The 26544-nt window shown below is 73.1% G+C and carries 23 protein-coding genes; 9 read left to right on the top strand and 14 right to left on the bottom strand.

Translation table 11 applies throughout. The features are described from left to right. The first annotated feature begins 174 nt into the window (after window positions 1-174). From IE313_RS25580 to IE313_RS25570, 3 genes are all read left to right on the top strand, one after another. On the top strand, window positions 175-924 hold the full coding sequence (locus IE313_RS25580; RefSeq protein WP_189936152.1) for an MBL fold metallo-hydrolase: 750 nt from the start codon (window positions 175-177) through the stop codon (window positions 922-924). A gap of 91 nt (window positions 925-1015) precedes the next feature. Then, window positions 1016-1960 (top strand): ribose-phosphate diphosphokinase, encoded by a 945-nt coding sequence (locus IE313_RS25575; protein ID WP_189936150.1) that lies wholly within the window; start codon window positions 1016-1018, stop codon window positions 1958-1960. Between the two features lie 250 nt (window positions 1961-2210). Next, window positions 2211-3059 carry a putative protein N(5)-glutamine methyltransferase gene (locus tag IE313_RS25570; RefSeq protein ID WP_189936148.1) on the top strand — a complete coding sequence of 283 codons (849 nt, stop codon included), beginning with the start codon at window positions 2211-2213 and terminating at the stop codon, window positions 3057-3059. Between the two features lie 310 nt (window positions 3060-3369). Here IE313_RS25570 and IE313_RS25565 read toward each other — a convergent pair whose 3' ends face one another. The 5 genes from IE313_RS25565 to IE313_RS25545 all read right to left on the bottom strand — a co-directional run bounded on the left by IE313_RS25565 (window position 3370) and on the right by IE313_RS25545 (window position 7794). Continuing rightward, on the bottom strand, window positions 3370-3684 hold the full coding sequence (locus IE313_RS25565; RefSeq protein ID WP_189936146.1) for a DUF6295 family protein: 315 nt from the start codon (window positions 3682-3684) through the stop codon (window positions 3370-3372). Window positions 3685-3761: 77 nt separating this feature from the next. Then, window positions 3762-4505 carry a dienelactone hydrolase family protein gene (locus tag IE313_RS25560; RefSeq protein WP_189936143.1) on the bottom strand — a complete coding sequence of 248 codons (744 nt, stop codon included), beginning with the start codon at window positions 4503-4505 and terminating at the stop codon, window positions 3762-3764. A gap of 34 nt (window positions 4506-4539) precedes the next feature. Further along, complete coding sequence (locus IE313_RS25555; RefSeq protein ID WP_189936141.1) at window positions 4540-5097, bottom strand: MarR family winged helix-turn-helix transcriptional regulator; 558 nt, start codon at window positions 5095-5097, stop codon at window positions 4540-4542. Then, the gene (locus IE313_RS25550; protein WP_373317063.1) at window positions 5097-6968 is read right to left on the bottom strand and encodes an MFS transporter; all 1872 of its coding nucleotides are present in this window, start codon (window positions 6966-6968) and stop codon (window positions 5097-5099) included. Before IE313_RS25550 ends, IE313_RS25555 begins: the two co-directional genes overlap by 1 nt. A 364-nt stretch (window positions 6969-7332) precedes the next feature. Further along, window positions 7333-7794, bottom strand: coding sequence for an ATP-binding protein (locus IE313_RS25545; RefSeq protein ID WP_189936138.1), 462 nt, complete (start codon window positions 7792-7794; stop codon window positions 7333-7335). 416 nt (window positions 7795-8210) lie between these two features. Between IE313_RS25545 and ku the strand changes: the two genes are divergently transcribed. Continuing rightward, window positions 8211-9197 (top strand): non-homologous end joining protein Ku, encoded by a 987-nt coding sequence (gene ku / locus IE313_RS25540; protein WP_308439215.1) that lies wholly within the window; start codon window positions 8211-8213, stop codon window positions 9195-9197. A 299-nt stretch (window positions 9198-9496) separates the two neighbouring features. Here ku and IE313_RS25535 read toward each other — a convergent pair whose 3' ends face one another. From IE313_RS25535 to IE313_RS25515, 5 genes are all read right to left on the bottom strand, one after another. After that, window positions 9497-9799, bottom strand: a complete 303-nt coding sequence (locus IE313_RS25535) for an alpha-amylase inhibitor (RefSeq protein ID WP_189936134.1) — start codon at window positions 9797-9799, stop codon at window positions 9497-9499. Window positions 9800-10090: 291 nt separating this feature from the next. After that, window positions 10091-11095, bottom strand: coding sequence for an aldo/keto reductase (locus IE313_RS25530; RefSeq protein WP_189936132.1), 1005 nt, complete (start codon window positions 11093-11095; stop codon window positions 10091-10093). A gap of 167 nt (window positions 11096-11262) precedes the next feature. Next, window positions 11263-12486 carry an NAD(P)/FAD-dependent oxidoreductase gene (locus IE313_RS25525; protein WP_229924941.1) on the bottom strand — a complete coding sequence of 408 codons (1224 nt, stop codon included), beginning with the start codon at window positions 12484-12486 and terminating at the stop codon, window positions 11263-11265. Window position 12487: 1 nt separating this feature from the next. After that, window positions 12488-12688: a ferredoxin gene (locus tag IE313_RS25520; protein WP_189936188.1), complete on the bottom strand. Its 201-nt coding sequence runs from the start codon at window positions 12686-12688 to the stop codon at window positions 12488-12490. A gap of 70 nt (window positions 12689-12758) precedes the next feature. Then, window positions 12759-13817, bottom strand: coding sequence for a cytochrome P450 (locus tag IE313_RS25515; protein WP_189936128.1), 1059 nt, complete (start codon window positions 13815-13817; stop codon window positions 12759-12761). A 392-nt stretch (window positions 13818-14209) separates the two neighbouring features. Here IE313_RS25515 and IE313_RS25510 point away from each other — a divergent pair, with 392 nt between their 5' ends. Further along, complete coding sequence (locus tag IE313_RS25510; RefSeq protein WP_189936126.1) at window positions 14210-14833, top strand: TetR/AcrR family transcriptional regulator; 624 nt, start codon at window positions 14210-14212, stop codon at window positions 14831-14833. Between the two features lie 258 nt (window positions 14834-15091). Here IE313_RS25510 and IE313_RS25505 read toward each other — a convergent pair whose 3' ends face one another. Further along, complete coding sequence (locus IE313_RS25505) at window positions 15092-15940, bottom strand: DUF4232 domain-containing protein (protein ID WP_189936123.1); 849 nt, start codon at window positions 15938-15940, stop codon at window positions 15092-15094. Further along, entirely contained in the window at window positions 15924-16463 is a 540-nt protein-coding gene (locus tag IE313_RS25500) for an RNA polymerase sigma factor (RefSeq protein ID WP_189936122.1), read from the bottom strand. The genes IE313_RS25505 and IE313_RS25500 overlap by 17 nt, the downstream gene beginning before the upstream one ends. 532 nt (window positions 16464-16995) lie before the next feature. On the opposite strand from IE313_RS25500, the gene glxA reads away from it, so the two are divergent. Then, window positions 16996-18927 (top strand): radical copper oxidase GlxA, encoded by a 1932-nt coding sequence (gene glxA / locus IE313_RS25495; RefSeq protein WP_189936120.1) that lies wholly within the window; start codon window positions 16996-16998, stop codon window positions 18925-18927. On the opposite strand, the gene IE313_RS25490 is transcribed toward glxA, so the two are convergent. Both IE313_RS25490 and IE313_RS25485 read right to left on the bottom strand, forming a co-directional pair. After that, window positions 18920-19954, bottom strand: a complete 1035-nt coding sequence (locus tag IE313_RS25490; protein WP_189936186.1) for a PP2C family protein-serine/threonine phosphatase — start codon at window positions 19952-19954, stop codon at window positions 18920-18922. The genes glxA and IE313_RS25490 overlap by 8 nt on opposite strands. Window positions 19955-20143: 189 nt before the next feature. Further along, a complete protein-coding gene (locus tag IE313_RS25485) occupies window positions 20144-20980 on the bottom strand; it encodes a L,D-transpeptidase family protein (RefSeq protein WP_229924940.1) in 837 nt (278 codons plus the stop codon). Window positions 20981-21275: 295 nt separating this feature from the next. On the opposite strand from IE313_RS25485, the gene IE313_RS25480 reads away from it, so the two are divergent. From IE313_RS25480 to ggt, 3 genes are all read left to right on the top strand, one after another. After that, window positions 21276-22460 carry a D-alanyl-D-alanine carboxypeptidase family protein gene (locus IE313_RS25480; RefSeq protein ID WP_189936117.1) on the top strand — a complete coding sequence of 395 codons (1185 nt, stop codon included), beginning with the start codon at window positions 21276-21278 and terminating at the stop codon, window positions 22458-22460. 309 nt (window positions 22461-22769) lie between these two features. Continuing rightward, window positions 22770-23828 carry an agmatine deiminase family protein gene (locus IE313_RS25475; RefSeq protein ID WP_229924939.1) on the top strand — a complete coding sequence of 353 codons (1059 nt, stop codon included), beginning with the start codon at window positions 22770-22772 and terminating at the stop codon, window positions 23826-23828. A gap of 412 nt (window positions 23829-24240) precedes the next feature. Beyond that, window positions 24241-26220: a gamma-glutamyltransferase gene (ggt, locus tag IE313_RS25470; protein WP_189936113.1), complete on the top strand. Its 1980-nt coding sequence runs from the start codon at window positions 24241-24243 to the stop codon at window positions 26218-26220. Window positions 26221-26544: the final 324 nt, after the last annotated feature.

Below are 26544 nucleotides of genomic sequence, written 5' to 3'. Positions count from 1 at the left end.
GCCATCGGCCCCGCCGGGCCCGGCGGGGCCGATGGCGGCCGGTGGTGGGCCGGTGGCGGGGCCGCGGTGGGCCGGTGGTGGGGCCGGTGGTGGGGCCGGTGGTGGGGCCGCCACCGGAATCGTCTAGCCTCCTTGCGGCCCTGTCCGGGCCGGTCCGACAGGTCGGGAAGGGTCATGCGGGAAGACACCATCATCCAAGCCGCCGACGGTGTGCATCTGGTGCACGGCAGCAACACCAACTGGGTGGTCGTCGCGGAGGGCGACGCCGTCACCCTGATCGACACCGGCTACCCGGGGGACCGCGGGCTGCTGCTCGACTCCCTGGCGGCCCTCGGCCACCGTCCGGAGGCGGTGAGTGCCGTCCTCGTCACCCATGCGCACTCCGACCACCTGGGGTCCGTCGAGCACCTGAACCGAGCCCACGGCGTACCGGTGTACCTGCACGAGGCGGAAGTGCCGCACGCGCGGCGGGAGTTCCTGCACCAGGTCTCCGTCGGACAGGTCCTGGCCAACGCGTGGCGGCCGCGTGTGCTGCCCTGGGTGGTGCACGCGATGCGCTCGGGCGGGCTCGCCGACGTCCGGGTCAGCTCCCCGCAGCCCTTCCCCGGGCCCGGACCCCTGGACCTGCCCGGACGGCCCGTGCCGGTCCTCACACCGGGGCACACACAGGGCCACTGCGTCTACCACCTGCCCGACGCGGGCCTGGTGGTCAGCGGTGACGCGCTGGTCAGCGGCCATGCCGCGACCGGGCAGCGCGGGCCGCAGCTACTTCCCGTGATGTTCGACAAGGACCGCGCGGAGGCGCGCGAGTCATTGCGGATCATCGAGAAGCTGGACGCCGACACACTGCTGCCGGGCCACGGTCCCCTGCACCGGGGTTCCGTGCGGAGCGCCGCGCAGTTGGCCTACGAACGGGCGTCCTGATCCATCCGGTCGGCACCGCTCAGTAGCATGTCGTCCGTCTGGCCGATCATGGACCCACTGGCCGATCATGGACCTATACGAGGAGCGGTTCGTGCGTGACATCGCCGTGTTCAGCGGAAGCGCCCATCCCGAACTGGCCGAGGAGGTCTGCGCACACCTGGGGGTGCCGCTCAGCCCGGTGCGGTCCAGCCGGTTCGCCAACGACTGCCTCGAAGTGCAGTTGCAGGCCAACTGCCGCGAGCGCGACGTCTTCCTGATCCAGCCGCTGACCGCCCCGGTGCAGGAGCACCTGGTGGAGCTGCTGCTGATGTGCGACGCGGCGCGCGGGGCCTCGGCCGCGCGGATCACCGTCGTCATGCCGCACTACTCCTATGCGCGCTCCGACAAGAAGGACGCGCCGCGGATCTCGATCGGCGGACGGCTGGTCGCCGACCTGCTGGTGGCCGCGGGCGCGAGTCGGGTGCTGGCGATGACGCTGCACTCTCCCCAGGTGCACGGCTTCTTCTCGGTACCCGTGGACCACCTGCACGCACTGCGTGAGCTGGCCGAGCACTTCCGCGACCACGACCTGTCCCGGACGACCGTGGTCTCCCCGGACCTCGGCAACGCCAAGGAGGCGGCGGCCTTCGCCCGGATGCTGGGAGCGCAGGTGGCGGCGGGCGCCAAGCAGCGCTTCGCCGACGACCGGGTCAGCATCAGTTCCGTCATCGGCGAGATCACCGACCGGGACGTGATCGTCCTGGACGACGAGATCGCCAAGGGCAGCACGGTCCTGGAACTGCTGGACCGGCTGCGGGAGCTGCGGCCGCGCTCCATCCGGATCGCGTGCACGCACGGCCTGTTCGCGGCCGGCGCGCTCCAGCGGCTCTCCGAGCAGCCCGACGTCCTGGAGATCGTCTGCACCAACACGGTGCCGGTGCCGGACGGCGACCGCACGTCGAAGCTGCGGATCCTGTCCATCGCCCCCGCGCTGGCCGAGGCGGTGCGGCGCATCCACAACGGCGAGTCGGTCAGCGCACTGTTCGACCAGGCGTGAGTCATGATCGCCCGGTGCGTGCCCCCTGGCGCGCCGGCTCGGTGGGCCGCGACCGGCCGCGGGCCGGGGGCTGTGACCGGGGCGGGGCGGGCTGGGGTAGGGTGATTGGCCCATACAGTGGACGAACCGAGGAGGTGGGACCCATTACCGCTGTTCCAGGTCGGGTGCTCCCTCTTCGCGACCGTACGGTTCCTTCGGCATAGGGGACCGGGGAGCGCCCATCGGCTCTCCGAAAGGCCCTCCCGTCCAGATGTCCGAAAACCGTTCTCCTTCCGCTGTCCACTCCTCCTCCCCCGCCGCTCCCGGGCCCGTGGAGGACCGTCTCGACCATGCCGCGATCACCGGCAGACTGCGCGCCTCCGGATGCGTCTTCGCGGAGGACGAGGCGAGCCTGCTGATCGCCGAGGCCGCGACGCCGTCCGCGCTCGCCTCGATGGTGGAGCGGCGCCTCGCCGGGCTGCCACTGGAGCAGGTGGTCGGCTGGGCCGAGTTCTGCGGCCTGCGGGTCGCCGTGGCGCCCGGTGTCTTCGTGCCCCGGCGCCGTACCGAGTTCCTGGTCGGCAGGGCCCTCGCCATCGCCCCGGCCCGTGCCGTGGTCGTCGATCTGTGCTGCGGCTCGGGTGCGCTGGCCGCCGCGCTCGGTGCGGCAATCGCGGGGGCCGAGGTGTACGCCGCGGACGTCGACCCGGCCGCGGTGCGCTGCGCCCGCCGCAATCTCCCGGGGGGCGCCGTATACCAGGGCGACCTGTTCGAGCCACTGCCGGCGGACCTTCGCGGGCGCATCGACGTGCTCACGGCCAACGTGCCGTACGTACCGAGCGACGACATAGCCCTGCTCCCCCAGGAAGCACGTGTGCACGAGCCGCTGGTGGCCCTCGACGGCGGCGCGGACGGCCTCGACGTGCTGCGCCGGGTGGCCGCGCAGGCCCCGTACTGGCTGGCGCCCGGGGGCCGCGTCCTGGTGGAGACGAGTACGCGGCAGGCCCCGGTGGCCGTCGCGGTCTTCACCGGCAGCGGTCTGCACACGCAGGTGGCCGTCTCCGAGGAACTGGGCGCGACGGTCGTCATCGGCGCCCGGCCGGACGGGGCGGCGGAGTAGGACCCGGCCCCGGAGGGGGCCTTCGCCCCTGCGGTGGGCGTTCGACCCTCCGGTGGGCCTTGGCCACGGCCGGCCGAGGCCCGGGCGGGCTCCCGTGCGCCGTGCGGAGCCCGGGGTGCACACACCCGTCGCGCGACAGGAAGGGGTGGCAGGGGGCCGGGGTGGCAGGGGCCGGGCCGCCGAAGGCGGGGGGACGCAGGCCGGGGGCGAAGGCCGCCCCGCCACCCGTGCGTGCGCAGCGCGCGGCGCGGCCCGCGGCCCGCTCCGCCGGGGCGGAGGGGCCGCGGGCCGCGCCGCGGTCCTCTCCTCGTCAGTCCCGCGCCGGCACCGCGGACGGGTCGGGGGCCCCGGCCGTGCCACCCGCCGCGGCGAGGCCGGGCGGGGCGGAGGCGAGGGCGGTGCGCACGGCGTCGATCAGCGCCAGCGCGGCCTCCTCGGTGAGTTCGACGGCGACCCGGGCCGAGGGGCCCTTGGCCGGGTTGAGGAAGTCGATGTTGACGGTGTGTTCGTAGGGGGCGTGCTGGGGATGGTCGATGTAGACCATGGCCTCGCTGAGGGAGAAGTATCCCTGCGCTCCCTTGCCGCTGCCCTCTAGCGGGAACTTCTCGGTGAGGTAGGTGCACATGGCCGGCTGCCGCCTTCCGCGGTCCGAAGGGTGGGTACGGGGACGTGTCGGCGTCCGAGCCGGACGCCGGGCCGGGGTCAGCCGGCCAGGTTGCGGCCGAAGAAGTCCAGGACGCGGCCCCAGGCCTCGACCGCGATCTGCGGGCGGTAGCTGGGCCGGTCCACGGCGAAGAAGGCGTGGCCCGCGCCCTCGTAGGTGTGGAACTCGTACTCCTTGCCGTGCTTCTTCAGCTCCTCCTCCAGCGCCGCGGTGTCCGCGGGCGAGGGGTGCTGGTCCTCGGCGCCGAACAGGCCGAGTAGCGGGCAGGAGAGGTCGGGGGTGAGATGGGCGAGCGGCTCGATCTGGAGCGGGAAGCCCTCCGGCGGGCGGCCGGTGACGAACGCCCCGTAGCAGTCGACCGCGGCCTCCAGATCGAGGCTGCACGCGGCGAGGAAGGACTGGCGTCCGCCGGAGCAGTACCCGATGGTGCCCACCTTCTGGTTGGACGAGGGCAGGCCGCGCAGGTACGCCGCCGCACCCGCCACATCGCCCACCAGCCGCTCGTCCGGCACTCCGCCCGCGGCGCGCGCCGCGGCCGCCGCGTCGTCGGGGTCGGCGCCCGGCGCCTCACGGCTGTACAGGTTGGGGCAGACGGCGGCGTAGCCCTCGGCGGCGAACCGGCGGGTGATCTCCTTGGTGGGTGCGTCATAGCCGGGCATGTGGTGGATGACCACGACCGAGCCGATCGGGCCGGGTGTGAGCGGACGCGCTGAGTACGCCTCGATCCGGTCACCTCCGTGGCCCGTGATGGAGATGGTCTCGGCGAGCACTGCGTCGTACATGTGGTTCCTCGGTTCCTCTACCGGTGGTGGGTACTCATCGGCCTGCGGTCTTCTCGTCGGCACCGGGTGCCGTGCCCGCCAGGGCCTCCAGGGCGGGAAGTGCGTCGTGCAGCCGCCGGACGAGGTCGGGCGACAGGCGCCCGACCTCGTTGGCCAGCTTGCCCGTGTGCTCCTTGCGCACCGCGGCCAGCACGGCGCGTCCCTGCCGCCCCAGGCTGATCAGGCTGGCCCGCTGGTCGGCGGGGTCGGGGCGGCGTTCCGTCCAGCCGAGGCCCTCCAGGAGATCGATCATGCGGGAGGTGGTGGACAGTGCGATGCCCATACGGGCGGCGAGTTCGCTGATGCGCAGCGGACCGGCGTCAGCGAGCGCGGCGAGCGCCGTCAGCCGGCTCGGGGTCAGGTCGTTGTGCACGCTCTGGGCCCGCAGCAGGGGCATCAGGTGCTGGATCGCGGCACGCAGCCGCGCGGCCAGCTCGGCCGCGGCGGCGGGGTCGGACGAGGGGGCGGCGGGGTCGGACGAGGGGGCGCCGGCGGACGAGGCGGCGGCCGCCGGCCGGTCGTTCGGGCGGCCCGTCGGAGTACGGGCGGGCATCAGGGGCTCCCTGGGCGGCTGGTGGTGGAGCGCGGCGCCGGGGACCTCGGCGCGTCGGCATCAGGCCGGGCAGTACCGGCGGACGCACCGGGCGACGCCGTGCCCGGAGCCGTGCCGGCGTCCCCGTCCGGCTCGGACGTCCGGCTCCTTCGGTCGCCGTGATAGTACTTCCCGCCGCGCAGCAGCGAGGCGCAGGCCGCGATCAGGCAGCAGGCGAAGGCGAAGGCGACGGAGAGGCCGTCCGCGAAGGGCCCGGAGATCAGCCGCGGGAAGAACTCCCGGCCGGTCAGGTACGAGGCGTGCCCGGCGGGTAGCTGGTTCAGCACGTGGGGGCCCAGCAGGGTCCTGATCGGGTTGTAGCCGAGCAGGGAGGCGAAGAGCACTCCGACCGGCGGCAGTGCGGCGATCTTGCCGGCGTCGGCTGCGGGCACGCCCTGCGCGGTCAGACCGGTGGTCAGCGCATGCGGCAGCGAGCCGGCCAGGCCGGTGATCATCAGCGAGAAGAAGATGCCGATGGACAGCACCATGGCGGAGTTCTGGAAGGTGGTGCTGATGCCGGCGCCCACCCCGCGCTGGTCCGGCGGCAGGCTGTTCATGATGGCGGCCCGGTTCGGTGCCGCGAACAGGCCCATGCCGATGCCGTTGAGCAGCAGGATCAGCGCGAACCAGACATAGGCGAAATCGACGGGCAGGGCCTCCAGCGCCACGAAGGTGGCGGCCGCGAGCACCATGCCGCCGGTGGCGAACGTCCGGGCGCCGAACCGGTCGGACGCCCAGCCGGACACCGGGCCGGCCACCAGGAAGCCGAGCGTCAGCGGCAGCATGTAGATGCCCGCCCACAGCGGTGTCTGGGCGAAGCCGTAGCCGTGCCGCGGGAGCCAGATGCCCTGCAGCCAGATGATCAGGATGAACATCAGCCCACCGCGACCCAGCGAGGCGAGCAGTCCCGCGCAGTTGCCCGCCGTGAAGGCCCGTATCCGGAACAGGCTCAGGTGGAACATGGGGGAGGCGGCCTTCGTCTCGATCACGCAGAAGACCGCCAGGACGAGTACGCCGGCGGCCATGGTGGCGATGACCCACGGGTTCGTCCAGCCCATGCTGTGCCCGGCGTAGGGCTGGATCCCGTAGGTGATGCCGGTGAGCAGCGCGATCAGGCCCAGCGCGAAGGTGATGTTGCCCCACCAGTCGAGCGTGGCGGGGGTGCGGACACCGGTGTCCCGCAGGCGCAGGTACGCCCAGACCGTGCCGAACACGCCGAAGGGCACGGACACCAGGAACACCAGTCGCCAGTCGACCGGCCCGAGCAGGCCGCCGATGACCAGGCCCACGAAGGACCCGGCGATGCCGGCGACCTGGTTGAGGCCGAGGGCGAGGCCACGCTGGCGGGCCGGGAAGGCGTCGGTCAGGATCGCACTGGAGTTGGCCATCAGCATGGCCCCGCCCACGCCCTGCAGGACACGCATGGCGATCAGCCAGAGAGCGCCGTCCGTGCCCTTCAGCCAGGTCACCGAGAGCAGCACGGAGAACACGGTGAAGACGGCGAAGCCCAGGTTGTACATCCGGGTCCTGCCGTAGATGTCGCCGAGCCTGCCGAAGCTGACCACGAGTACGGCGGTGACCACGAGGTAGCTCATGATCAACCAGAGCAGCAGGCTGGTGTTGCCGGGCTCCAGCGGGTCGACGCCTATGCCGCGGAAGATGTCGGGGAGCGCGATCAGCATGATCGACTGGTTGATCGTGGCGATCAGCACGCCGAGGGTCGTGTTGGACAGCGCGACCCACTTGTAGCCGGACCCGGCCTCCGCCGGAACCGGGCTCGGGCCCGGGCCTGGATCCGGTCCCGGTTCCGTCACCTCAGCACGTGGTCCCACGCGAACCCACTCCCGCCCGTCGACGACGCCGCGATTGCTTGCTTGACATCAACCAACTTAGTACGGCGCCCGCGCAGGTGGCCAGGCAGCTCGCGGGGAGGTGGCCGGGGCGCGTGGGTAAGGGGCGGGCGCGCGGGTTTTCGCGGTGCTTCGGGGCCCTGCTCGACGGCAGGGAGCGCGGGCGGGTCCCCTCCGAGCCGGTCCGAGCGGGGCCGGAGCCTGCCGCGGGAGGGGACCGGGCCGGAGGAGACAGGGCCGGGCAGAGGGGGAGGGGGCGGGGCGGAACCGTGCGGGGCGGGGTGTCAGGACGTGCAGGAGGGCAGGGCGGGGCAGGGGGGCAGGGCGCGGCGGGGGGGTGCGTCGGCTATGCGCACACGCCGTGCGGGGTGGGCTTCGCCGTGGGCCGCGCTGGTTGCGGTCGCAGCCCGCGCAACGGGGCCGCGTGCGGACTGGTGGCCCGCCGGGTGAACCAGACGATCTTCCCGTCGGCGGTGCGGCAGGCCCCCCAGGTGTCGCTCACGGCGGCCACGGTGGCAAGGCCCCCGCGCGCCGGTCCCAGCGGGCGCGGCAGGGAGCGCGCCCGGTCGGAAACCGCGGCCGTCAGGAAACGGCCGTTCCACCGGAGTTCGACGATGCAGGTCTTGTTCTCGCCCGCGTGCTGGGCCACGTTCAGAAAGAGCTCGCGCACTCCCCGGCAGACCGGGTCGATGTGCTGTCCGAGGCCCCAGTAGCGCAGGTGGGCGGTCAGAATGCTGTGCAGGTGCGGGACGCGCTGCCCGCTGGCCCGCATTTCGAGGACGTAGTAGCAGTTGACCGGCGCGGTCATGGATCCGTACTCCTTCGCGGCAAGGCCCGGCTCACCGCCCCCGCCGCCCGGACGAGTCCCGGGCACGGGGAGTGGGCGGCGTACGCGGTGGGTTGCTCCAAGCGTCACCGGAGGCTGCCGCGCCCGCAACACGAGCGGTCTCGGCCTCCCTCCGCTGACGGCGGGCGGCGGTCCGGGCGCCGGGCCGCCGCCAAGGGCGCCGGAGCGCGGGGAAGGCGCCCCCCACACGGCCCGGGAACCTCCCGCAGATGCCGGCAGGGCCGCACCGGCCATGTGAGAGCCGTCGAAGTCGTACACCCTCGCAGTCGTACGCCCCTCGCAGTCGTCCGCCCCTCGCGTCTGTCAGCCCGCCGCGACCGTCGGCCCGCCGCAGCCGGCCGTCGCCGGGCACGACCGCACGTTACGTACTGTGCGGTATGCTGACCCCCTCGGGGCGTTATGGGAGGTTTGCCATGCCCCGTCCTATTTGGACTGGAAGTATCTCCTTCGGTCTGGTGACCATTCCGATCCGGGTGATCGCCGCGACCGAGACCCACAACATCCAGTTGCACCAGTACCACGACGTCGACCAGGGTCGCATCCGCTACCAGAAGGTGTGCGAGCTCGACGGGAAGGTCCTGGAGCCCGAGGAGATCGGCCGGGGGTACGAGATCGCCCGGGACACCGTCGTGCCGGTCACCGACGAGGAACTGGACAACCTCCCCCTGCCCACGGCGCGGACCATCGAGATCGTGGCCTTCCTGCCGGCGGAGCGGATCGACCCGATCCGGATGGCCGACGGCTACTACCTGCAGGCCGGCGCGCCGGCGGCGGAGAAGCCGTACGTGCTGCTCAGGCGCGCACTGGAGCGGTCGAGCCGGGTGGCGATCGCCCAGTACGCGTGGCACGGCAGGGAGCGGCTCGGGATGCTTCGCGTCATCGACGACGCGATCGCCCTGCACAGTCTGAAGTGGGACGACGAGGTGCGCGAGCCCACTGCCCTGGCGCCCGCGCCCGTCGCGGTCGACGACGAGGAGGTCGACGCCGCCGTCGAGCTGATGGAGACCTTGGGCCGCGACGACATCAGCGGCTACACGGACCAGTACACCGAGGCCATGGCCGCGCTGATCGAGGCCAAGCAGGAAGGCGTCGAACCCCCGCGGGCGCCCCGTGAGGAGCAGCCCGCACAGGTGGTCGACCTCATGGACGCCCTGCGCAGCTCGGTCACGAAGGCGCGCACCGCCCGCGGCGAGGGCGAGCAGGCCACGGTGCACGAGATGCCGGGGCGAAGGAAGAAGACCACCGCGGCGGACACGGAGAAGACCACGACGACGGGTGCCAGGAAGACGACGCCCAAGAAGACCACGGCCAAGAAGAGCACGGCCAAGAAGAGCACCGCCCGCAGGCCACGGCGCTCCGCCTAGTGCGCCCCGGCACGCTCGGGCAGCACCCCGGCTGCCGCGCCTGGCGGTGGTTGCCGCGTCCGCCGGTGGCGGCCGATGGGGGGGCGACGCGTGCCGCGTCGCACCGCTCGGGGCCCCGCGGGGTGGTCGCGCCGCACGCCGCGCCGCGGGCCCGGTGGATGTACTCCACCGGGCCCGCGGCTACCGGGCAGGCCCTCCGCCGGGCCCGCGCCACCAGGGCGGGCCGCTCCGCGGTGCCGGCGGGCCCGAGGACGGCGAGGCCCTCGTCGAACCCGCTGCCGCGAAGCAGGCGGCTCGCCTCAGCAGACGACGGTCTTCTGGTAGCGGCCCCAGTTGATCGTGTGGATGAGCCCGTGCTTGTTCGTGAGTGCCTTGCAACCCATGTCGGGCCCGGACTTCACGACGACGTTGACGTGCATCGTCTTGCCGCAGGTGTTGTAGAGGGACACCTGCTGGAAGTCGGGCTGGCTGTACACCGTCCGCGAGACGCAGGCGGGCGCTGTCCCGCCGGAAGCCGCGCTCGCGGCGGGAGCCATGGCCACCGCGCCGCCGAACAGTGCTGTGGTGGCCGCAAGCGCGGCCAGGTTCCTGCGCGTTCCCATGATGGATCTCCCCGTTGGTCGTCGACGGCGGCGAGGGGGTGGCCTCGCCGCCCTGTGCACCACCGAGAGTGCGGGCCGGTTCCGGTCACCCACCAGAGCCCGCGGCGCATTGAGCAGTTCGTGGGACGTCCCGATCGCCGACCTGCTGCGACGGCAACCCGCAGGAGGTCTCCCGGGGACGCGACGGGCCGGGCCCCGGGGAAGGGGCGGCGGTCGGGCCGGCGGAGCGGAGGGCGGTGCGGGTGGGCCCGGCGGCTCTTCGCTGCGGCGGTGACGCGGTGGGTGGAGGGGTCATATGTCCCGCTCCACGGGAGCCGGCACCTCTGCGGGCAGTAGACCGGCCGTCCGCGCGGCCGCCCAGAACTCCCCGGGGACGGGGGTCGCGAGCACCCGGGCGGTCGCCTCCACCTCCTTGGGTGTCCGGGCGCCGACCACGACGCTCGTCACCGCGGGGTGGCCGAAGGGGAACTGGACGGCGGCCGCCGTCACGGGCACGGCGAACGTCCGGCAGAGGGCGTGCCATGCGGCGACCCGCCCGGCCAGTGCGTCCGGCACCGTGGCGTAGCCGTGCGGCGCACCGGGGCGGGGGTCGGCGAGCAGGCCGGACTGGTAGACCCCCGCGGCCATGACGGCGACGCCGCGTGCGGCGCACAGCGGCAGCACTTCGTCGAGGCCGGACTGGTCGAGGAGGTTGTACCGCCCCGCGAGCATGACGCAGTCGGGGCCCGGGCCGTCCACCTCCCTGAGGTAGCGAGCGGCCACCGGGGCGTGGTTGACGCCGATCGACACCGCCCCGATCGCGCCCCTGGCCCGCAGTTCGGCCAGCGCCCGGTAGGCGTCCGACACGGCCGCCGGGAAGTCCTCGTCCGGGTCGTGCACATGGAGGACGTCGATCCGGTCGAGCCCGAGGCGCTCCAGGCTCTCCTCGACCGAGCGCATGACACCGGCGTACGAGTAGTCCCGCCGCGGCCCGACACCGGGCGGCGGGTCGGCCCAGATGGGCTGGGTGTCGCCACCTCCCGGCACGATGCGGCGGCCGACCTTCGTGCACAGCGTGTACTGCGCGCGGGGACGGCTGCGCAGCGCGGCCCCGGCACGGCGTTCCGACCGCCCGTAGCCGTAGACGGGTGCCGTGTCGAAGAGTCTGATCCCGACGTCCCAGGCGCGGTCGACGGTGCGTTCGGCGTCCTCGTCGCAGACGGGGGCGAACAGTCCCCCGAGGGAGGCGAGCCCCAGGCCGAGGCGCGTGGCCCGCAGGGCGGTACGCCCCAGCGGCACCGATTCGTCGGCTCTCAACGGCAGCTTCCTCCCTCACACGGTGTCGCAGAAGGCGCCGTGCACACCGCCGCGCGTACGGCAGGTGCCCTGGGCCCGGCACCCCCGGGCCGGGGGTGAGTGCACGGCAGCCCGTGCCCGGGGCGTGGTGTCCCCGGGCACGGGCTGGACCGGCGCGCGACCGGCGTTCAGGCCGACACGGCCGTACGGAGCACCTCCCCCACCGGGGTGGCCGAGGCCACCGCCGGCCGCCAGGAGCGGAGTTGCCGGGCCATGTTGCACCCCACGACGGCCTGCACCACACCGTCCGCCGCGTAGGCGGCGACGAAGCGCCGTTCCGCGAGGGAGCCGCTGAGGAGGTGGAAGTCGTGGGACGGGGCCGGCAGCCCGAAGACCTGGAGCTTGAGGTCGTACTGGTCCGACCAGAAGAACGGCACCGGGGGTTCGACCTGGGCCGTGGGCCGTACCAGCCCGCGGCCGACGATCCGCGCCTGCTCCGCCGCGGTGAGCCGGTGCTCGACCCGGTGCCTGCGCCCGGCCCGTGCGTCCCACCAGGCGGCGACATCGCCGACCGCGTAGACGCCCGGCAGGGCCATGCCCCGTCCGTCGCACAGGACGCCGTCGCAGCCGTCGGCCCCACGGCGGCCGAGCGGTACGCCAGACCCCTCCAGCCACTGCACCGCGGGCCTGGAACCGACCGCGACCAGTACCGTGTCGGCCGGGACCTGGGTGCCGTCGTCCAGCGCGACGCCGCACACCGCACCGCCGTCACCGACGAGAGCGCGGACCGCGACACCGCACCTGACGTCCACTCCGTGTTCGCGGTGGACGTCGGCGAGCATGGCACCCACCGTCTCCCCCAGTGCCCCGACCAGTGGCTGGGGCAACGGGTCGACCAGGGTCACGGTCAGGCCGAGTTTCCTGGCGACGGCGGCCACTTCGGCACCGAGGAAGCCGGCGCCCACGACGACGAGGCGCTGTGCGGAGCGCAGTGCCTCCCGCAGTCGCAGCGCGTCCTCGATGTCGTGGAGGACGTGCACACCGCGCAGACCGTGACCGTCGGGAAGCCGGTTCGGCACCACGCCGGTGGCGATGACGAGCGTGCCGTAGTCCAGTACGGAGCCGTCGTCCAGGGTGACCGTCCTGGCCTCGGCGTCCGCCGACCGGGCACGCGTGCCCAGCCGCAGGTCCAGCCCCAGGCCGTCGAGTGCCGCCTGGTCGCGCAGCGTCAGCCGCTCGGCCTCCCACTCGCCGCTCAGCAACTGCTTCGACAGCGGCGGACGGTCGTACGGGATGCGGGTCTCATCGCCGACCAGGACGATCTCACCGGTGTGACCCTCCTCCCGCGCGGTCTCCGCCACGGTCAGGCCGGAGACCGAGGCTCCGACGATGACGACGCGGTCGTCGGACACGTCAGTCATCCTCCGCCACGCGTATCACCGCGGTCGGGCAGAGCTTGGCGGCCTGCCGTACCGCCTCGTACTGGGACTGCGGCGGTGCGGCGTCGAGCACCAGCACGAGGCCGTCCTCCTCCCGCTGGTCGAACACCTCCGGAGCCGCCATGACGCACTGCCCCGCGCCGCAGCACTTCTCCTCGTCGATCTCGATCTTCACCGTGTTCCCTTCCGCCTGCTGAGAGGTAATGCACACTGCTTCATATGATGTTGGAAGGCGGCCACCGCAGTCACCATGTGACCGGCAGCCCGTGCACCGAGTACACGACGTTGTCCTCCCGGAAGGAGATCTCCTCCAGGGGGGCGGCGAGGCGCAGGTCGGGGAAGCGGTGGAAGAGGGCGGGCAGGGCGATCTGCAACTCGACCCTCGCCATGTACTGGGCGATGCACTGGTGCAGGCCGTGGCCGAAGGCCATGTGGTGCCGGGACTCACGGGTGATGTCGAACTGGTCCGGCGCGTCGAAGGCGTCCGGGTCCCGGTTGGCGGAGTGGATCGGGATGATCAGGCCCTCGCCCTTGCGGACGGTGACGCCCCCGATCTCCACATCGGCGGTGGCCACCCTGCGCAGGCCGACGTGCACGATCGACAGGTAGCGCAGCAGTTCCTCGATCGCCCCGGGCACGACCTCGGGTTCCGTGACGAACCGGTGCAGTTGCTCGGGGTGGCGGAGCAGGGTGATCACGCTCAGGCCGATCATGCTGGCGCTGCTCTCGTGCCCGTTGATCACCAGCAGCGCCGCCATGCCGGCGATCTCTTCCTTGCTCAACTCCCCCGTGCGCATCCGGTTGACGACCAGGTCGCTGAGCATGTCGTCACCCGGATTGCGGTCCTTCTCCTCCACGAACTGGACGAGGTACTCGGCGATGCCCGTGCGCGCGGAGAACGCCACTCCCTCGGTCTTGCTCATGTCCCCGATGGTCGCCGCGTTGGCCTGGAAGAGGGCGCGGTCGGCGTGGGGTATGCCGAGCACCTCGCAGATGATGTGCGAGGGGAGCGGGCGGGCGAAGTGGGCGTGGAGGTCGACCGGCCGCGGCATCTTCTCCATGGCGTCGAGCAGGTCGTTGGTCATCTCGACCATGCGCGGGCGCAGTCGCTCGATGTTCTTGACCATGAACGTCCTGGTCAGCGTCCTGCGCACCACGCCGTATCGCGGCGGGTCCATCTGTGTGAAGTTGCCGAGGCTCACCTTCGGCTCCTCCGCACGGGGGGAGGGGAAGCCCGGCTTGGTGACGTCGGAGCTCATGCGCGGGTCGCCGAGCACTTCCCGCATCTCGTCGTAACGGGTCACCAGCCACGCCGTATTTCCATTGGCAACGGTGACGCGGCGAATCGGGCCCTCGGCACGCCATTCGGCTAAGGCGGCGGGCGGGTCCAGCGGGGCATCGCCCCTGTGGAAGGGAAGGGAGGGAGCCGTCGAGTGGGTGTCGGTCATGGGGGAACCACCTCCACGCTAGTCACCTAACGTTTGTTAGGCGACTGGTTCACGGTACATCAGATTCCTCACCAGGCGTGAGCGATTCCTGACAACTGCCCCAGTCGGCACAGGACTTACATGCCCGAACGGGGGCACTGTCATGCGACGGCCCGTTCGCATCGGGCGCAAGAACGCCCTGGTCGCACGCGGTATGGTGGCCATGACACAAGGCCACCGGCGGGGGTGGGCCGGTCGAAGGGGGAGGGATGTCGGAGGGGTCTCAGCCGCGTACGCCGAACCGATGGGGCGAGGGTGCCCGGCTGCGCCAGGACATCCTGAGTGCGGCAACACGCGTCCTCGCCGATTCGGACCGGGAGGAGGCGTTGTCCCTGCGTGCGGTGGCGAGTGAGGCGAACATCTCCGCGCCGAGCATCTACCTGCACTACAAGGACAAGAACGAGTTGGTCCACGCCACCGTGCGGTCGGCCTTCGACGATCTCGTGGACCAGATGCGCCGGGTACTCGCCGGGGCACCCGCCGGCGAACCCGTCGCGGCGCTACGGGCCATGGCGCGCGAGTACTGCCGGTTCGCGCTGGACAACCCCCGTCGCTACCGGTTGATGTTCGGGACCGAATGGACCGAATCGCCGAGGGCGGTGGCCGCGGAGCATCCCGTCGGGGCGGTGCTGCAGGTGTGGACCGAGGCCGTGGAGGACTGCCTGCGCTCCGGCGCGGCGAGCGGCCCCGTACCGGCGGCACGCAAGGCGTTCCTGCTGTGGGCCGGTGTGCACGGCACCGTGAGCATGTGGGCCAGCGTGCCCGCCACGCCCGGTCTCAACAACGTCGACGAGGTGACCGACGACCTCATCGACACCGCCCTGACCGGGTAGCCGCCTTCCGCTCCTGCCCGCGGGCCGCCGCCGGGCAGCAGCCGCGGGTTCCCGCACCGGTCCCGCACGGGCGGGGACCGCCCAGGGGCGACCGCCCTGCACCGCCCCGGCCCCTCCTCGGCAGGGGCGCCGGCGCGCCGCTCCCGCATGGCGTCGGCCCCCGCGGGAGCGCGGGGAGCGTCGGGGAGCGACGACGGCGCCGCAGATGCGCGTGCCAGACCCCGCCGGCCGCGTCCCCGACCTCACGGGGCAATACACCTAGTGCACCCCGTAGGAGGTGACCGTCAGGGTGGTCGCGTCGCTGCTCGTGCAGCCCCTGAGCCCCTTGACCGGGACCACCACGGACGCCTTCTGCCCGGGCGGGTACACCCGTATCCCGGCGGCGCCGGCGACATGGCACGTGCCGCCCGAGTACACCCCGGCGTCGATCACGCGGAGCGTGACCTGTTCGCGCTGACCGGGCTTCATCACCACCCTGCCGCGCGCTTGGGCTCCGTCCCGGTCGGCGGGCTTGCCGAGCTGGTGGCCCTGGGCGTCGACCATCGACACCCCGGGGAAGCCGAACAGGGAGCAGGGCGTGTCCGCGTCGTTGGTGACCCGCAGCGGCCGGTACTGCGACCCGGCCGCGCCCTCCCCCGCGCCGAGGGTGATCGAGAGGTCGGCGGTCCGGCAGATGGCGGGGGCCTGTGCGGCCTGCTCGTGCGTGCCGGGAGGGGCGGACCCGGTCTGCTCGCGGGTCGCGGGCGGGGGCTCCTGCGGTGCGCCGGTGGCCGCCTTCGGGCTGCCCTCCTCCGGATGGCCGGCCTCCGTGCGGCCCGTGTGGCCGGCCGCCGGCCGGGAGGCCGCGGTGCCGTCGGGGCTCACCGCCACGGTCGACGGCGCGGAGTCGTCCGTCATGTTCAGGGCCACGGCACCGGCGGCCACGCAACCGGCCGCGGCGATCCCGGCCCACAGCACCCGGCCCCTGCGCCGGGCCCGGGCCCGCCCCCGGATCTCGTCGAAGCTGCCGGGCGGCGGCGGCAGCGGCGTCACCTGCCGGTGGAAGGCCTCGGAGAGCTCCGACGGCTCCCGCCGGTCCGGGCGGTCCTGGTCATGTCGTGGTTTCATGCAGTCCTCGCAGTTCTGCCCGCAGGCGCTGACGTGCGTCGTGGAGGTCGCTCTTGATCGTTCCCGGGCGGCGGTGCAGTGCCTTGGCGATCTCGTCGATCGTCAGCCCCGCGTAGTAGTGCAGGAGCACGGGCGCCCGCTGCCGCTCCGGCAGGGCCTGGACCAGGTGTTTGATCACCATCCCCCGGTCCGCTGCGGGCGCGGGCTCGGCCGCGTCCCTGGCCATCCGGTACAGCGCCTGGCGCTCCCGGTCCGTGTGCCGCCAGTGGTGTTTGATCAGGTTGGAGGCGATGGAGTACAGGTACGGCACGGGCGCGTCGACCGCCGACCAGCGCGACCAGAGCCGGGTGAACGCCTCGGCGGCGATCTCGTGCGCCGTCTCGTCGGAGCGCACGAGGCCACGGCACCAGCCGGCCAGCCTGGGGTAGGCCGTCGCGAACAGCTCGGCCGCGGCGGCCTCCCGGGAACGGCTCGCACGCCGCCCGCCCGCCGGTGGTGGCGCTGCCTCGTGCACGGCGTCCATCCGCATCCCGCCGATCCGGATCTCGAAGGGGTCCCGTCGTGGAGGGGGGGCTCCTGCATGGTGCCCCCCCGTCAGGTCGTGCCTGGCGCTGTTGTGCCCGTCACCTCCTTGAGAGCGCCGCGCGGTCTCCACGGTTGTAAAGAGACGGTCAAGTTCCGGGCCTGCACCGGGGCGCGGCGTTGCATCCACGGCGTGAACGCGGCCTGAACCCAACTGTCCGCGCGCCCGCGCACACTTCGGTGCAGGACGGCAGGTGTACGCGGCGAAAGCGCGGGCAGGCGCACGCCTGCAGGGGTGACAGAGTGACCGCCCGACTGGTCATCGGGTGAGTTCACTACCCGCCGGCCGGTCGTATCCGCCGTGGGACACGGATACGGCCGGCCGGCCTTTTGCGGTGGCGGCCGCTGCACCGGGGACCGCGTTGGCCGGTTCGGGCCATTGCCGCCGGGCTGCCCCGTGTGTCTGCGCCGAGTGTTCCGGCGGGTGCGGTAGTCGTCGTCAGTCAGCGTCCGTTTGCTCCCGGAGGCAGCCGATGACCCCGCGCCCGTCCCGTCTCAAGTCTCGCAAGACCTGGCTGGGCACCGGTGTCGTGCTGGTGCTCGTGGGCCTCAACGCGCCGGCGGTGGTCGGCTTCGCCCGCGACCAGTACCACGTGTACGCGATCAACCGGCCCTCCTACAAGGCGGAACGGGGCCACTGGGCACTGGCCGCGATGCCGAAGCGGTACCAGTTGAACTCGATCCACGCGGTGCTGCTGCACACCGGGAAGGTGCTGCTGGTGGCGGGCTCCGGCAACGACGTCAAGCACTTCCACGGCGGCACCTTCCGCAGCACGCTGTGGGACCCGGTGAAGAACACCTTCAGGAAGATCGACACGCCCGATGACATGTTCTGCGCCGGGCACGCCCAGTTGCCGGACGGGAAGATCCTGGTGGCGGGCGGCACCGGGCGCTACGAGACGCTGAAGGGCGATGTGAAGCGGGCGGGGGGTGCCATGCTCGTGAAGAACGAGGACCCGGACAGGGCCAGGGTGCTCCCGAAGGGCACCGTCTTCCGGTCGCCGTCCGGCAGGGAGTACCGCACGCAGGTCGCCGTCCGCGTCCCGCCGGCCGCGAAGGCGGTCAGCGGCCGGACCGGGACCGTCAGGGTGACCGCGAGCGAGGCGCGCGTCTACGTGGAGGCCGCGCAGGACGGCCCGAAGGGGATCACCAACACCACCGAGCAGTACTCGGTCGGGGGGCTCAAGGGCAAGGACGGCCGCAACGTCTACGGCATCGCGAACAAGCTCGGTCTCGACAAGAAGGACTTCCAGGGCATCAAGGACGCCTACGAGTTCGATCCCGTCACCGAGAAGTACACCCGGGTCGCGCCGATGAGGGAAGCCCGCTGGTACCCCACCCTGACCACCCTCACCGACGGCCGCGTGCTCGCCGTCTCGGGCCTCGACGACATCGGCCAGGTGGTGCCCGGCAAGAACGAGGTCTACGACCCGCGGACCAAGACGTGGTCGGCGGCGCCGACCCGCTACTTCCCCACCTATCCCTCGTTCTTCCTGACCAGCCGCGACACGGTCTTCTACACCGGTTCCAACGCCGGCTACGGTCCGGCCGACCTGGGCCGGCAGCCCGGGCTGTGGAACCTGGACGACAACACCTTCACCCCCGTGCACGGCCTCAGCCACCCGGACATCCTGGAGACGTCCTCCTCCGTGCTGCTGCCGCCCGCCCAGGACAAACGGGTGATGGTGCTCGGCGGCGGCGGGGTGGGCGAGTCGGCGAAGGCCACCGCGCGCACCGCGATCATCGACCTCACCTCGCGCACGCCCAGGTTCAGGACCGGCGCCCCGCTGCCCGAGAAGACCCGCTACCTGAACAGTGTGATCATGCCGGACGACACCGTCTTCACCACGGGCGGCAGCCGCGACTACCGGGGGCGGGGGGCCAGCAACATCCTGCGGGCGCAGTTCTACGATCCGGCCCGCAACACGTTCACGACCGCGGCGGCGCCCTCTGTGGGCCGCGACTACCACTCGGAGGCGCTGCTGCTGCCGGACGGCCGGGTGGCCGTCTTCGGCTCGGACCCGCTCTTCTCCGACAAGGCCAACACCCGTCTCGGCCGGTTCGAGCAGCGGGTCGAGGTGTTCTCGCCGCCGTACCTGTACCACGGCCACCGCCCGCGGCTGGCCGTCGACGGGAGCGCGACGGTGCGGCGCGGAGGCCGGGTCGCGTTCCGCAGTCCGAACGCCTCGGACATCGCCACGATGCGGCTGATGCGGCCCGGGTCCGCCACCCATGTCACCGACTTCGACCAGCGCTCCGTCGCGCTCACCGCCCACCGCTCCGCGGGACGGCTGTCCGTGGCGATCCCCGAGGACCGCTCGCTGGTGCCGTCGGGCTGGTACATGGTGTTCGCCACCGACCGCAGGGGCACACCCTCCGAGGCGGTGTGGCTGCGCGTCATCTGACGGCGGTGGCGCCCCGCGGCGCGGCGGCCCCGCTCGGCCGGTGGCGCAGCAGGAGCATGGCCGCGTCGTCGTGCGGCGGCCCTCCCGCGTAGTGGGCCAGGTTCTCGCGGAGCGCGTCGAGGGAGCGCTGGGCGTCGGGGCCGAGCAGGAACGCGGCGTGTTCCGCGAGCGGGTAGAAGGCGCCCGACCTGTCCCGTGCCTCGGTCACACCGTCGGTGTACAGGAGCACCTGGTCGCCGGGCGCGAAGTCCACCCGGAACGGCCCGGGCGCGTCCCCGCCGGGCACGCTCAGGCCGAGCGGTGTCGCGTAGGCGGGCGGCTCGGGGAAGTCGACGCGGCCGTCCTCGCGCACCACCATCGGCGCCGGGTGGCCGTAGTTCAGGAACACCACGCCGTTGTCGCGCACCTCGCCGAGGAGGGCGGTCACGAACTTCTCGTCCGTCAGCTCGCGTGCCGCGCTGCGCTCCACCCGGGCGCCCAGCACCCGCAGGTCCGGCTCGTCGTGCGCCGCCTCGCGGAACGCACCGAGCACCAGCGCGGCCGTCTCGACCGCGGCCAGGCCCTTGCCCTGGACGTCGCCGATGATGACCCGGATGCCGTGCGCCGTGTCGGCCACTTCGTAGAGGTCACCGCCGATCCGGGCCTCCGCGACCGCGGAGGTGTACGACACGGCGACGTCCAGCGGCCCCACCCGGTGCGGCACGGGCCGCATCAGCACCCGCTGGGCGACCTCGGAGACCGAGCGCACTCCGGCGAGCTCCGCCTCACGGCGGCTGCGGGCCACGGCCGCCAGCACACCGGCGACGGTGACGCCGGCGACGGACGCCATGGCGGTGAAGCCGCGGCGCTCCTGGAAGAGGTTGTCGTAGATGCCGAGGCCGATGCAGAACCCCAACGAGACGACGCCGATCACGGCCGTGCGCCGCCAGCTCCCGACCAGGCCCGCGAAGGCGGGGCCCAGGGACACCAGGGGCAGCAGGCCCCCTTCCGGGCCCAGGGAGACGTCCACGACGATGACCACCGCCATCACGGTGACCGGCAGGAACGCCAGTGTGGCGGGATAGTGCCGCCTCTGTCCCTGGAGCACGGAGCCAGGCTAGGCACCGCGGGCACCGGGCAGCGGCGGGCGCTCCGGCCCGTGACCCGATCGCAGCACCCCGGGCCGGGGGTGCCGCGGGCCCCCGCCGGGGGCGCAGGGCGGCGGCCGCCCGCCCGCTCAGCGCTCCAGGGAGGCGGCGTCGCCCATCACGATGACGGGATGGCGGGCCGGATCGAGCAGGTGCAGCAGCTCCTTCATGTGCTGCTCGCTCAGGGCGATGCAGCCGTGGGTGGGCCCGTCGTGGTCGACGTGCAGCCAGATGCCGCCGCCCCTGGCCGCGCCGAGCGGCCTTCTCCAGTCCAGGGGGGAGGTGCCGGGTCTGCGGTTGTAGTCGATGGCGATGACGTAGTCGAAGGAGCCGGCGAGGGACTCGCCGTTGAAACCGCGGCCGGTGGCGGTGAAGGCGTTCGAGCGGTCGTAGGGCAGACGGGTGCCCGGGGCGGGGCGGCGCCCGCCGGCGTCGGTGAGGGTGAACACGCCGATGGGGGTTCGCAGGTCGTCCGCGTGGTGGTCGTCGGTCCAGCCGTCGCGGGCGTTCCGCGCGGGCCAGGTGGCACCGGGGCGCCAGCCCTGTGCGCTGCGGGTGTAGAGGACGGCCCGCGCCGAGGAGGTGTTCCGGCCGGTACCGGTGACCAGCAGGGCCTGCCGCGTGTGTGCGGGCAGGCGGGCCAGGGTCCGGGGGCCGAGGCCCGGCAGGCGGCGCGGCAGGGCGCGGGAGGTGTGCCGCCGGGGCCGCTCGGGGAGGTGCTGGGGCGCCGCTGCCCGTGCCGCGGGGCCCTGCGCGCCCCCCGTCGCGCCACCGCCCGGTGGTGCGCCCGGGTCAGCCGGGGCGGCGCAGCCGGCGACGGCGGCGACCAGGGCCAGGACGGCGGCGCGGTGCGCGGCGCGGGGGCCGGGGCGGTACGGGAACAGGGTCGGCCGCCGGGGCCGGCCGTGGCGGGTGTCAGCTCTCACACCTGCACAACCGAGCGGGCCCCGCGCCGGGTTCCCCGGCAGCGGACAAATCCCGCGGATGGTCGGGTGAACGGCAGGCGAACGGCCCTTGGAGCACCCGTGCGGAGCACGGCCCGGGCGGCCGGTCCAGCGGACGGCGGGGCCGGCGCCGCGGGTGCGCAGGGCACCGGGCGGCGGCCGTGGTCGCGGGCCTCCCGCGGGCCGTACCCCGTTCGGCCGGGCAGCCCGGCCGGTCGTACGGCCAACCGGGCCAAACCGGTCTGCGGGGCGTGCCCGCGTTTCCTACCGTGGCCGAATGGCCATCAGATCACTCCCTTGCCGCCGGACAGCCCGCGCCGCGGTGCTCGCCGCCGGTGCGCTGCTGCTGCTGCCCGGCCCGGCGGCCGCGGCCCACACCGGCGCCGCCCACCCGATGGAGCCCGAGCCGCCGAAGCCCCGGCCCGCGCCGCCGCAGTCGCTGCTCGACCGGCCGGGCACACAGGTGCGGCGGTTGCCGGGAGCGCCGGCCCTGCCGCAGAACGTGTCGTCCATGTCGTGGCTGGTCGCGGACGCCCGCACGGGCGAGGTGCTGGCCGCCCACGACGCCCACCGGAAGCTGCCCCCGGCGAGCACCCTCAAGTCGCTGTTCGCGCTGACCGCGCTGCCCCGGCTCGACCCGGCCACCCGGCACAAGGTCACCGAGAGAGAACTGGCCGGCGTCGGTGAGGGCAGCAGCCTCGTCGGGGTGGAGCCCGGGCGCACCTACCGGGTGGCGGACCTGTGGCGCGGCGTCTTCCTGCGGTCCGGCAACGACGCCGTGCACGTCCTGTCGTCCATGATCGGCGGGCAGCGGTCGACGGTGCGGCAGATGCAGGCGAAGGCGCTGGAGCTGGGTGCGCGGGACACCCGTGTGGTGACGCCCGACGGCTACGACGAGCGTGGCCAGGTCTCCTCCGCCTTCGACCTCGCGGTGTTCGGCAGGGCGGGCCTCGCGGACGAGCAGTTCGCACGCTACTGCTCGACGGGCTTCGCACGGTTCCCCGGCAGGCGCGGCCCGTTCGCCATCCAGAACACCAACCGGCTGCTGACGGGTGCGGACGGCGTGGGCCACTACGCGGGCCTCATCGGCGTCAAGAACGGCTACACCACACATGCGGGGAACACCCTCATCGCCGCGGCGCACCGCGGTTCGCGCACCATCCTGGTGACGGTGATGCACCCGGAGGCCGGCGAGGGGCACGCCGTGTACAGCGAGGCGCGCTCCCTGCTGAACTGGGGCTTCTCGGCGGCCGGTGAGGTGCGGCCGGTCGGTTCGCTCGGCACGCTGCCGCAGCGCACCGGGGAGCGCCGCGTGGTGCGCGCCGCCGCCAGGGGCTCCGCAGCGGCCCGGGCCAGGCCCCTGTTCAGCACCGGCACACTGGCGGCGGGGGGTGCCGCGGCGCTCCTGATGGCGGGCTGGGGCTATCTGGCGCTGCGTCCCAGGAGCCGCTCCTCGGCCTGACGCCGGGCAACCTCGGACCACCACCGCCGCCCGCGCACGGGTACCGACGCCGGGGACGGCACCCTCCTCGCATACGCGTTCCCGTGCCCCGACCGCTCCCGTCCGAGGACACCCACGACATCTCGCGCACACGTTCACCACCGCTGCGGCTGTGGCGCCGCCCGCGAGACGCAGTCCCGCGGATTACGGTGAGCATCACCCTTCCTACTCTTTCTGCTGAGGCGTGACATGGGTTTCTCGCGGCGAGCGGTTCTCGGGTCCTGCGCTGTGACAGCGTTCGGTGCGGCGGGCGTTCGGGGAGCGGGCGAGGTGCCGTCCGGTGCGCACGAGGACGGGCGGCGGACGTCGGCCGAGCCCGCGGTGCGGTGGCACATGCCGGCGGAGTGGCAGAGGCACGAGCGGACGTTCATGGCCTGGCCGTCCTCCGACTCGGGTTGGCGGGAGGCCCTGCCCGCGGTCCGGGAGGACGTGGCGGGCATCGCCCGCGCCGTCGCCGAGCACGAACCGGTGACGCTGCTCGCCGCACCGTCGGAGGCGGCGGAGGCACGGCGGGCGTGCGGCGGCGCGGTGGAGATCGCTTCTGTCCCGGTGGACGACTTGTGGATGCGCGATTCCGGCCCGACGTTCGTCACCGGCTCCGGCCGGGTCGCGGGTGTCGACTTCCACTTCAACGGGTGGGGTGGCAAGCAGCCCCACGAGCGTGACGCCCGCGTCGCACGCCGGCTCCTCTCGCAAAGGGGCCTGCGCCGTATCGACGCTCCCGTCACCACGGAGGGCGGCGCGCTGGAGGTCGACGGAGAGCGCACGCTGATCGTGGCCGAGAGCTCCCTGGTCAACATCAACCGCAATCCGGGCAGATCCCGTGACCGGATCGAGGGCGCTCTGAAGAGGTGCCTCGGCGTCTCCAAGGTCATCTGGATCGCGGGGCTGCGGGGCAGAGACATCACCGACTACCACATCGACGCCGTGGCCCGGTTCGTCGAACCCGGAACCGTCGTCATCAGCCGCCCGCCGAGCAGTGCCAGGCCCGACCTGTGGACTCGGGCCTACCACCAGGCACGCCAGGTCCTGAAGGCGGCGACCGACGCGCGTGGACGCGAACTCCGCGTCGTCGAGCTGCCCGAGCCGGACCCCACCCGCATCGGCAGACGAGGACGGTACTTCATCGCCTCGTACGCGAACTACTACGTCGTCAACGGTGCTGTGCTCCTCCCCCGCTTCGGCGACCCGGCCGGGGACCAACGCGCGGCCGCCCTCATCAGGGACCTCCACCCGGGGCGCGCCGTCGTCCAGTTGGAGATCAACACGCTCGCCGAGGGCGGCGGGGGGATCCACTGCGCGACCAAGCAGCAGCCCTCGCCCCGATGAGCCGCGCGGGCGGCCCCGCTCGCCCTCCCGTGCTTCCCGGACCCGGGCGCCCGGGTCGCCGGTGGCGGGGCACCCGCTCATCGTCCCGCCGGACCGCGCTCCGCCTCGCCGCCGGCCTCGCCCCCGGCCTCGTACCGGCACGGCGCCGACCGCCGGGACAGAGCCCGGGGCGTGGGGCAGCACCGTCCGGAAGTCGCTGTCGAGGCGACCTCCGTGGCTCGCCCGTCTGACGTGCCGGAACATGACGCGTCAAGGGGCACGGAAGAACTATTTCGGACAACGCGGCCTTGTAGGTGTAATACCCACGTGATAGACCGTGGCTGCTTCCGCACCCGTCGCGGAGCCGCATCCGGGGCGGGCACCCCGGTAAGTCCCTGTCTGTCGAAAGTCCGAAGATAGGAAGGTCCGTGCCGTGAGCGACGCACCCGCCCCCTCCCAGGACGACGCCCCCCGAGACAGCACCCCCACCGCCCCCGCCCCCGCCCCCGCCGCGAGTCCTGCCCGCAGGACCGTGCTGAACGGAGCCGTCGCAGCCGCCGCCCTCGGCGCCGTGGGCACCGCGCAGTTCGCGAACTCCTCCCCCGCCCGCGCCACCACGACCGGCGCCGCGACGAGTGCCGCCGCCCGCAGGCCCGTGACGACGAGGGCCAGCGCCACCCCCTTCGGCCGGCCCACCGCCTCGGCAGCCGAGCCGGGAGTCGCCATCAAGGCCGTACGCGGCAGCAGGGACGGCGGCTGGGGCGGACAGACCCGCGCCGAAGTACTGGCCAGGAACGGGGTGGTGGCCACCAGCCAGTCCGTCGCCGCCCAGGCCGGGCTGCGCATCCTCCAGGAGGGCGGCAACTCCGCCGACGCCGCGGTGGCGACGGCCGCCATGCTCGGCCTCGTCGAGCCCAACAGCGCGGGCATCGGCGGCGACTCCTTCGCCATCCACTACCACGCCGCCGACCGGAGGCTCCACGGGCTCAACTCCAGCGGCTGGGCCCCCTCGGCATGGACCCCCGGTCACTTCCGCGACCTGGGCTACACCCAGGAGACCGGCCTGCCGGGGAGCGGCGTCCACACCATCACCGTACCCGGCGCCGTCGAGGGCTGGCACCGGCTGGTCGACCGCTTCGGCAGCCGCGACCTGGGCACCCTGCTGAAGCCCTCCATCGACCTGGCCGAGCAGGGTTTCGGCCTCACCGAGCGCATCCACCACCAGTGGAGCGGTGCCGTCGACCTGCTGGCGAAGGACGCCGACTCGGCCGAGTTCTTCCTCGCCGGCGGCAGGGCCCCGGCGCTGTACGGCGTTTTCCGCAACCCCCACCTCGCCGCCGCGTACCGCCTGATCGCACGCGAGGGCCGGGACGCCATGTACACCGGCGCCATAGCCGACGCCGTCGTGCGCAAGATCCGCGAGGTCGGCGGCGCCATGGACCCCGCCGACCTCGCGGACTTCCGGGCCGAGTGGGTCGATCCCATCACCGTGAACTACCACGGCTACGACGTCTACGAGCTGCCACCCAACACCCAGGGCTTCGCCACCCTGATCATGCTCAACATCATCGAGCAGTTCGGCCCCGTGCTCGGCTACGACCTGGCCGGACTCGGCCCGCGATCACCGCAGTTCTGGCACCTGCTGGTGGAGGCGAAGAAGCTCGCGTACGACGACCTCAACCGCTACCAGGGCGACCCACGCTTCGTCACCGTGCCCCTGGAGAAGCTGCTGAGCAAGGAGTACGCCAAGGAGCTGTGCGCCCGGATCGACCCGCACAGGGCCGGCACCCCCCGCTACCCCGGCTCGGTCGTCTCCGGCACCGTCTACCTCACCACCGCCGACCGGTGGGGCAACATGACGTCGTTCATCTACAGCATCTTCGACACCTTCGGCTCCGGCCTGAGCGTGCCGGGCTACGGCTTCCCGCTCCAGAACCGCGGCGCCCTCTTCAACCTCGACCCCAAGTCGCCGAACGTCGTGGCCCCGCACAAGCGCCCGTACCACACCCTGATACCGGCGTTCGTGATGAAGGACGGCCGCCCCGTCCTCTCCTTCGGCAACATGGGCGGCGCCGAGCAGCCGCAGGCCCAGGCCACCGAGCTGGTCAACATGATCGACCTCGGTATGAACCCGCAGGCCGCCGCCGACGCGGCACGCTTCGCCCACAACCAGTACGAGAACACCCTCGGCCTGGAGCCCGAGTTGTACGACCTGGTGGGCGAGGGCCTGAAGGCGCTCGGTCACCACCTCACCGACCCCGACACCTCCTCCATGGGCGGCTACCAGGCCATCCACTTCACCCCCGAGCACGAGGCCGACCACCCCGCGCCGACCGGACCCGACGGCCCGGTGAACGGCGTCTACCGCGCGGCCTCCGACCACCGCAAGGACGGTTCCGCGGTGGGCTGGTGAGGCTTCCTCGGCACCTCCCGGCGAACCGTCGCCCCCGGCCGCCCCGCCCGAGGTGATCGCACAGCCGCACCCCTCCCGCCCCCTGCTCCTCGCAACGAGCCGGGCACTCCTCGGTCTGCCTGCGGCTGTGAACCGGCTGCCCAGGGCGTGCACGGCCGCAGGTGGTCGGGCGATCCGGTGATCACCGGATGCGGTGCGGAGCATCGCTCACGCGCCACAAGGGGCAGCTCGACCAGGTCGAGTGGAAGGTCCCGGCGGCTGTTCCGTGCGAAGGGTGCCGCCGCAGCCCCCGCCGGCCGACGGCGCACTGCACCGGCGCCGGCG

This window comes from Streptomyces sulfonofaciens, assembly GCF_014656295.1.
Lineage (GTDB): Bacteria > Actinomycetota > Actinomycetes > Streptomycetales > Streptomycetaceae > Streptomyces > Streptomyces sulfonofaciens.
This window is presented reverse-complemented; position numbering and strand designations above follow the sequence as displayed.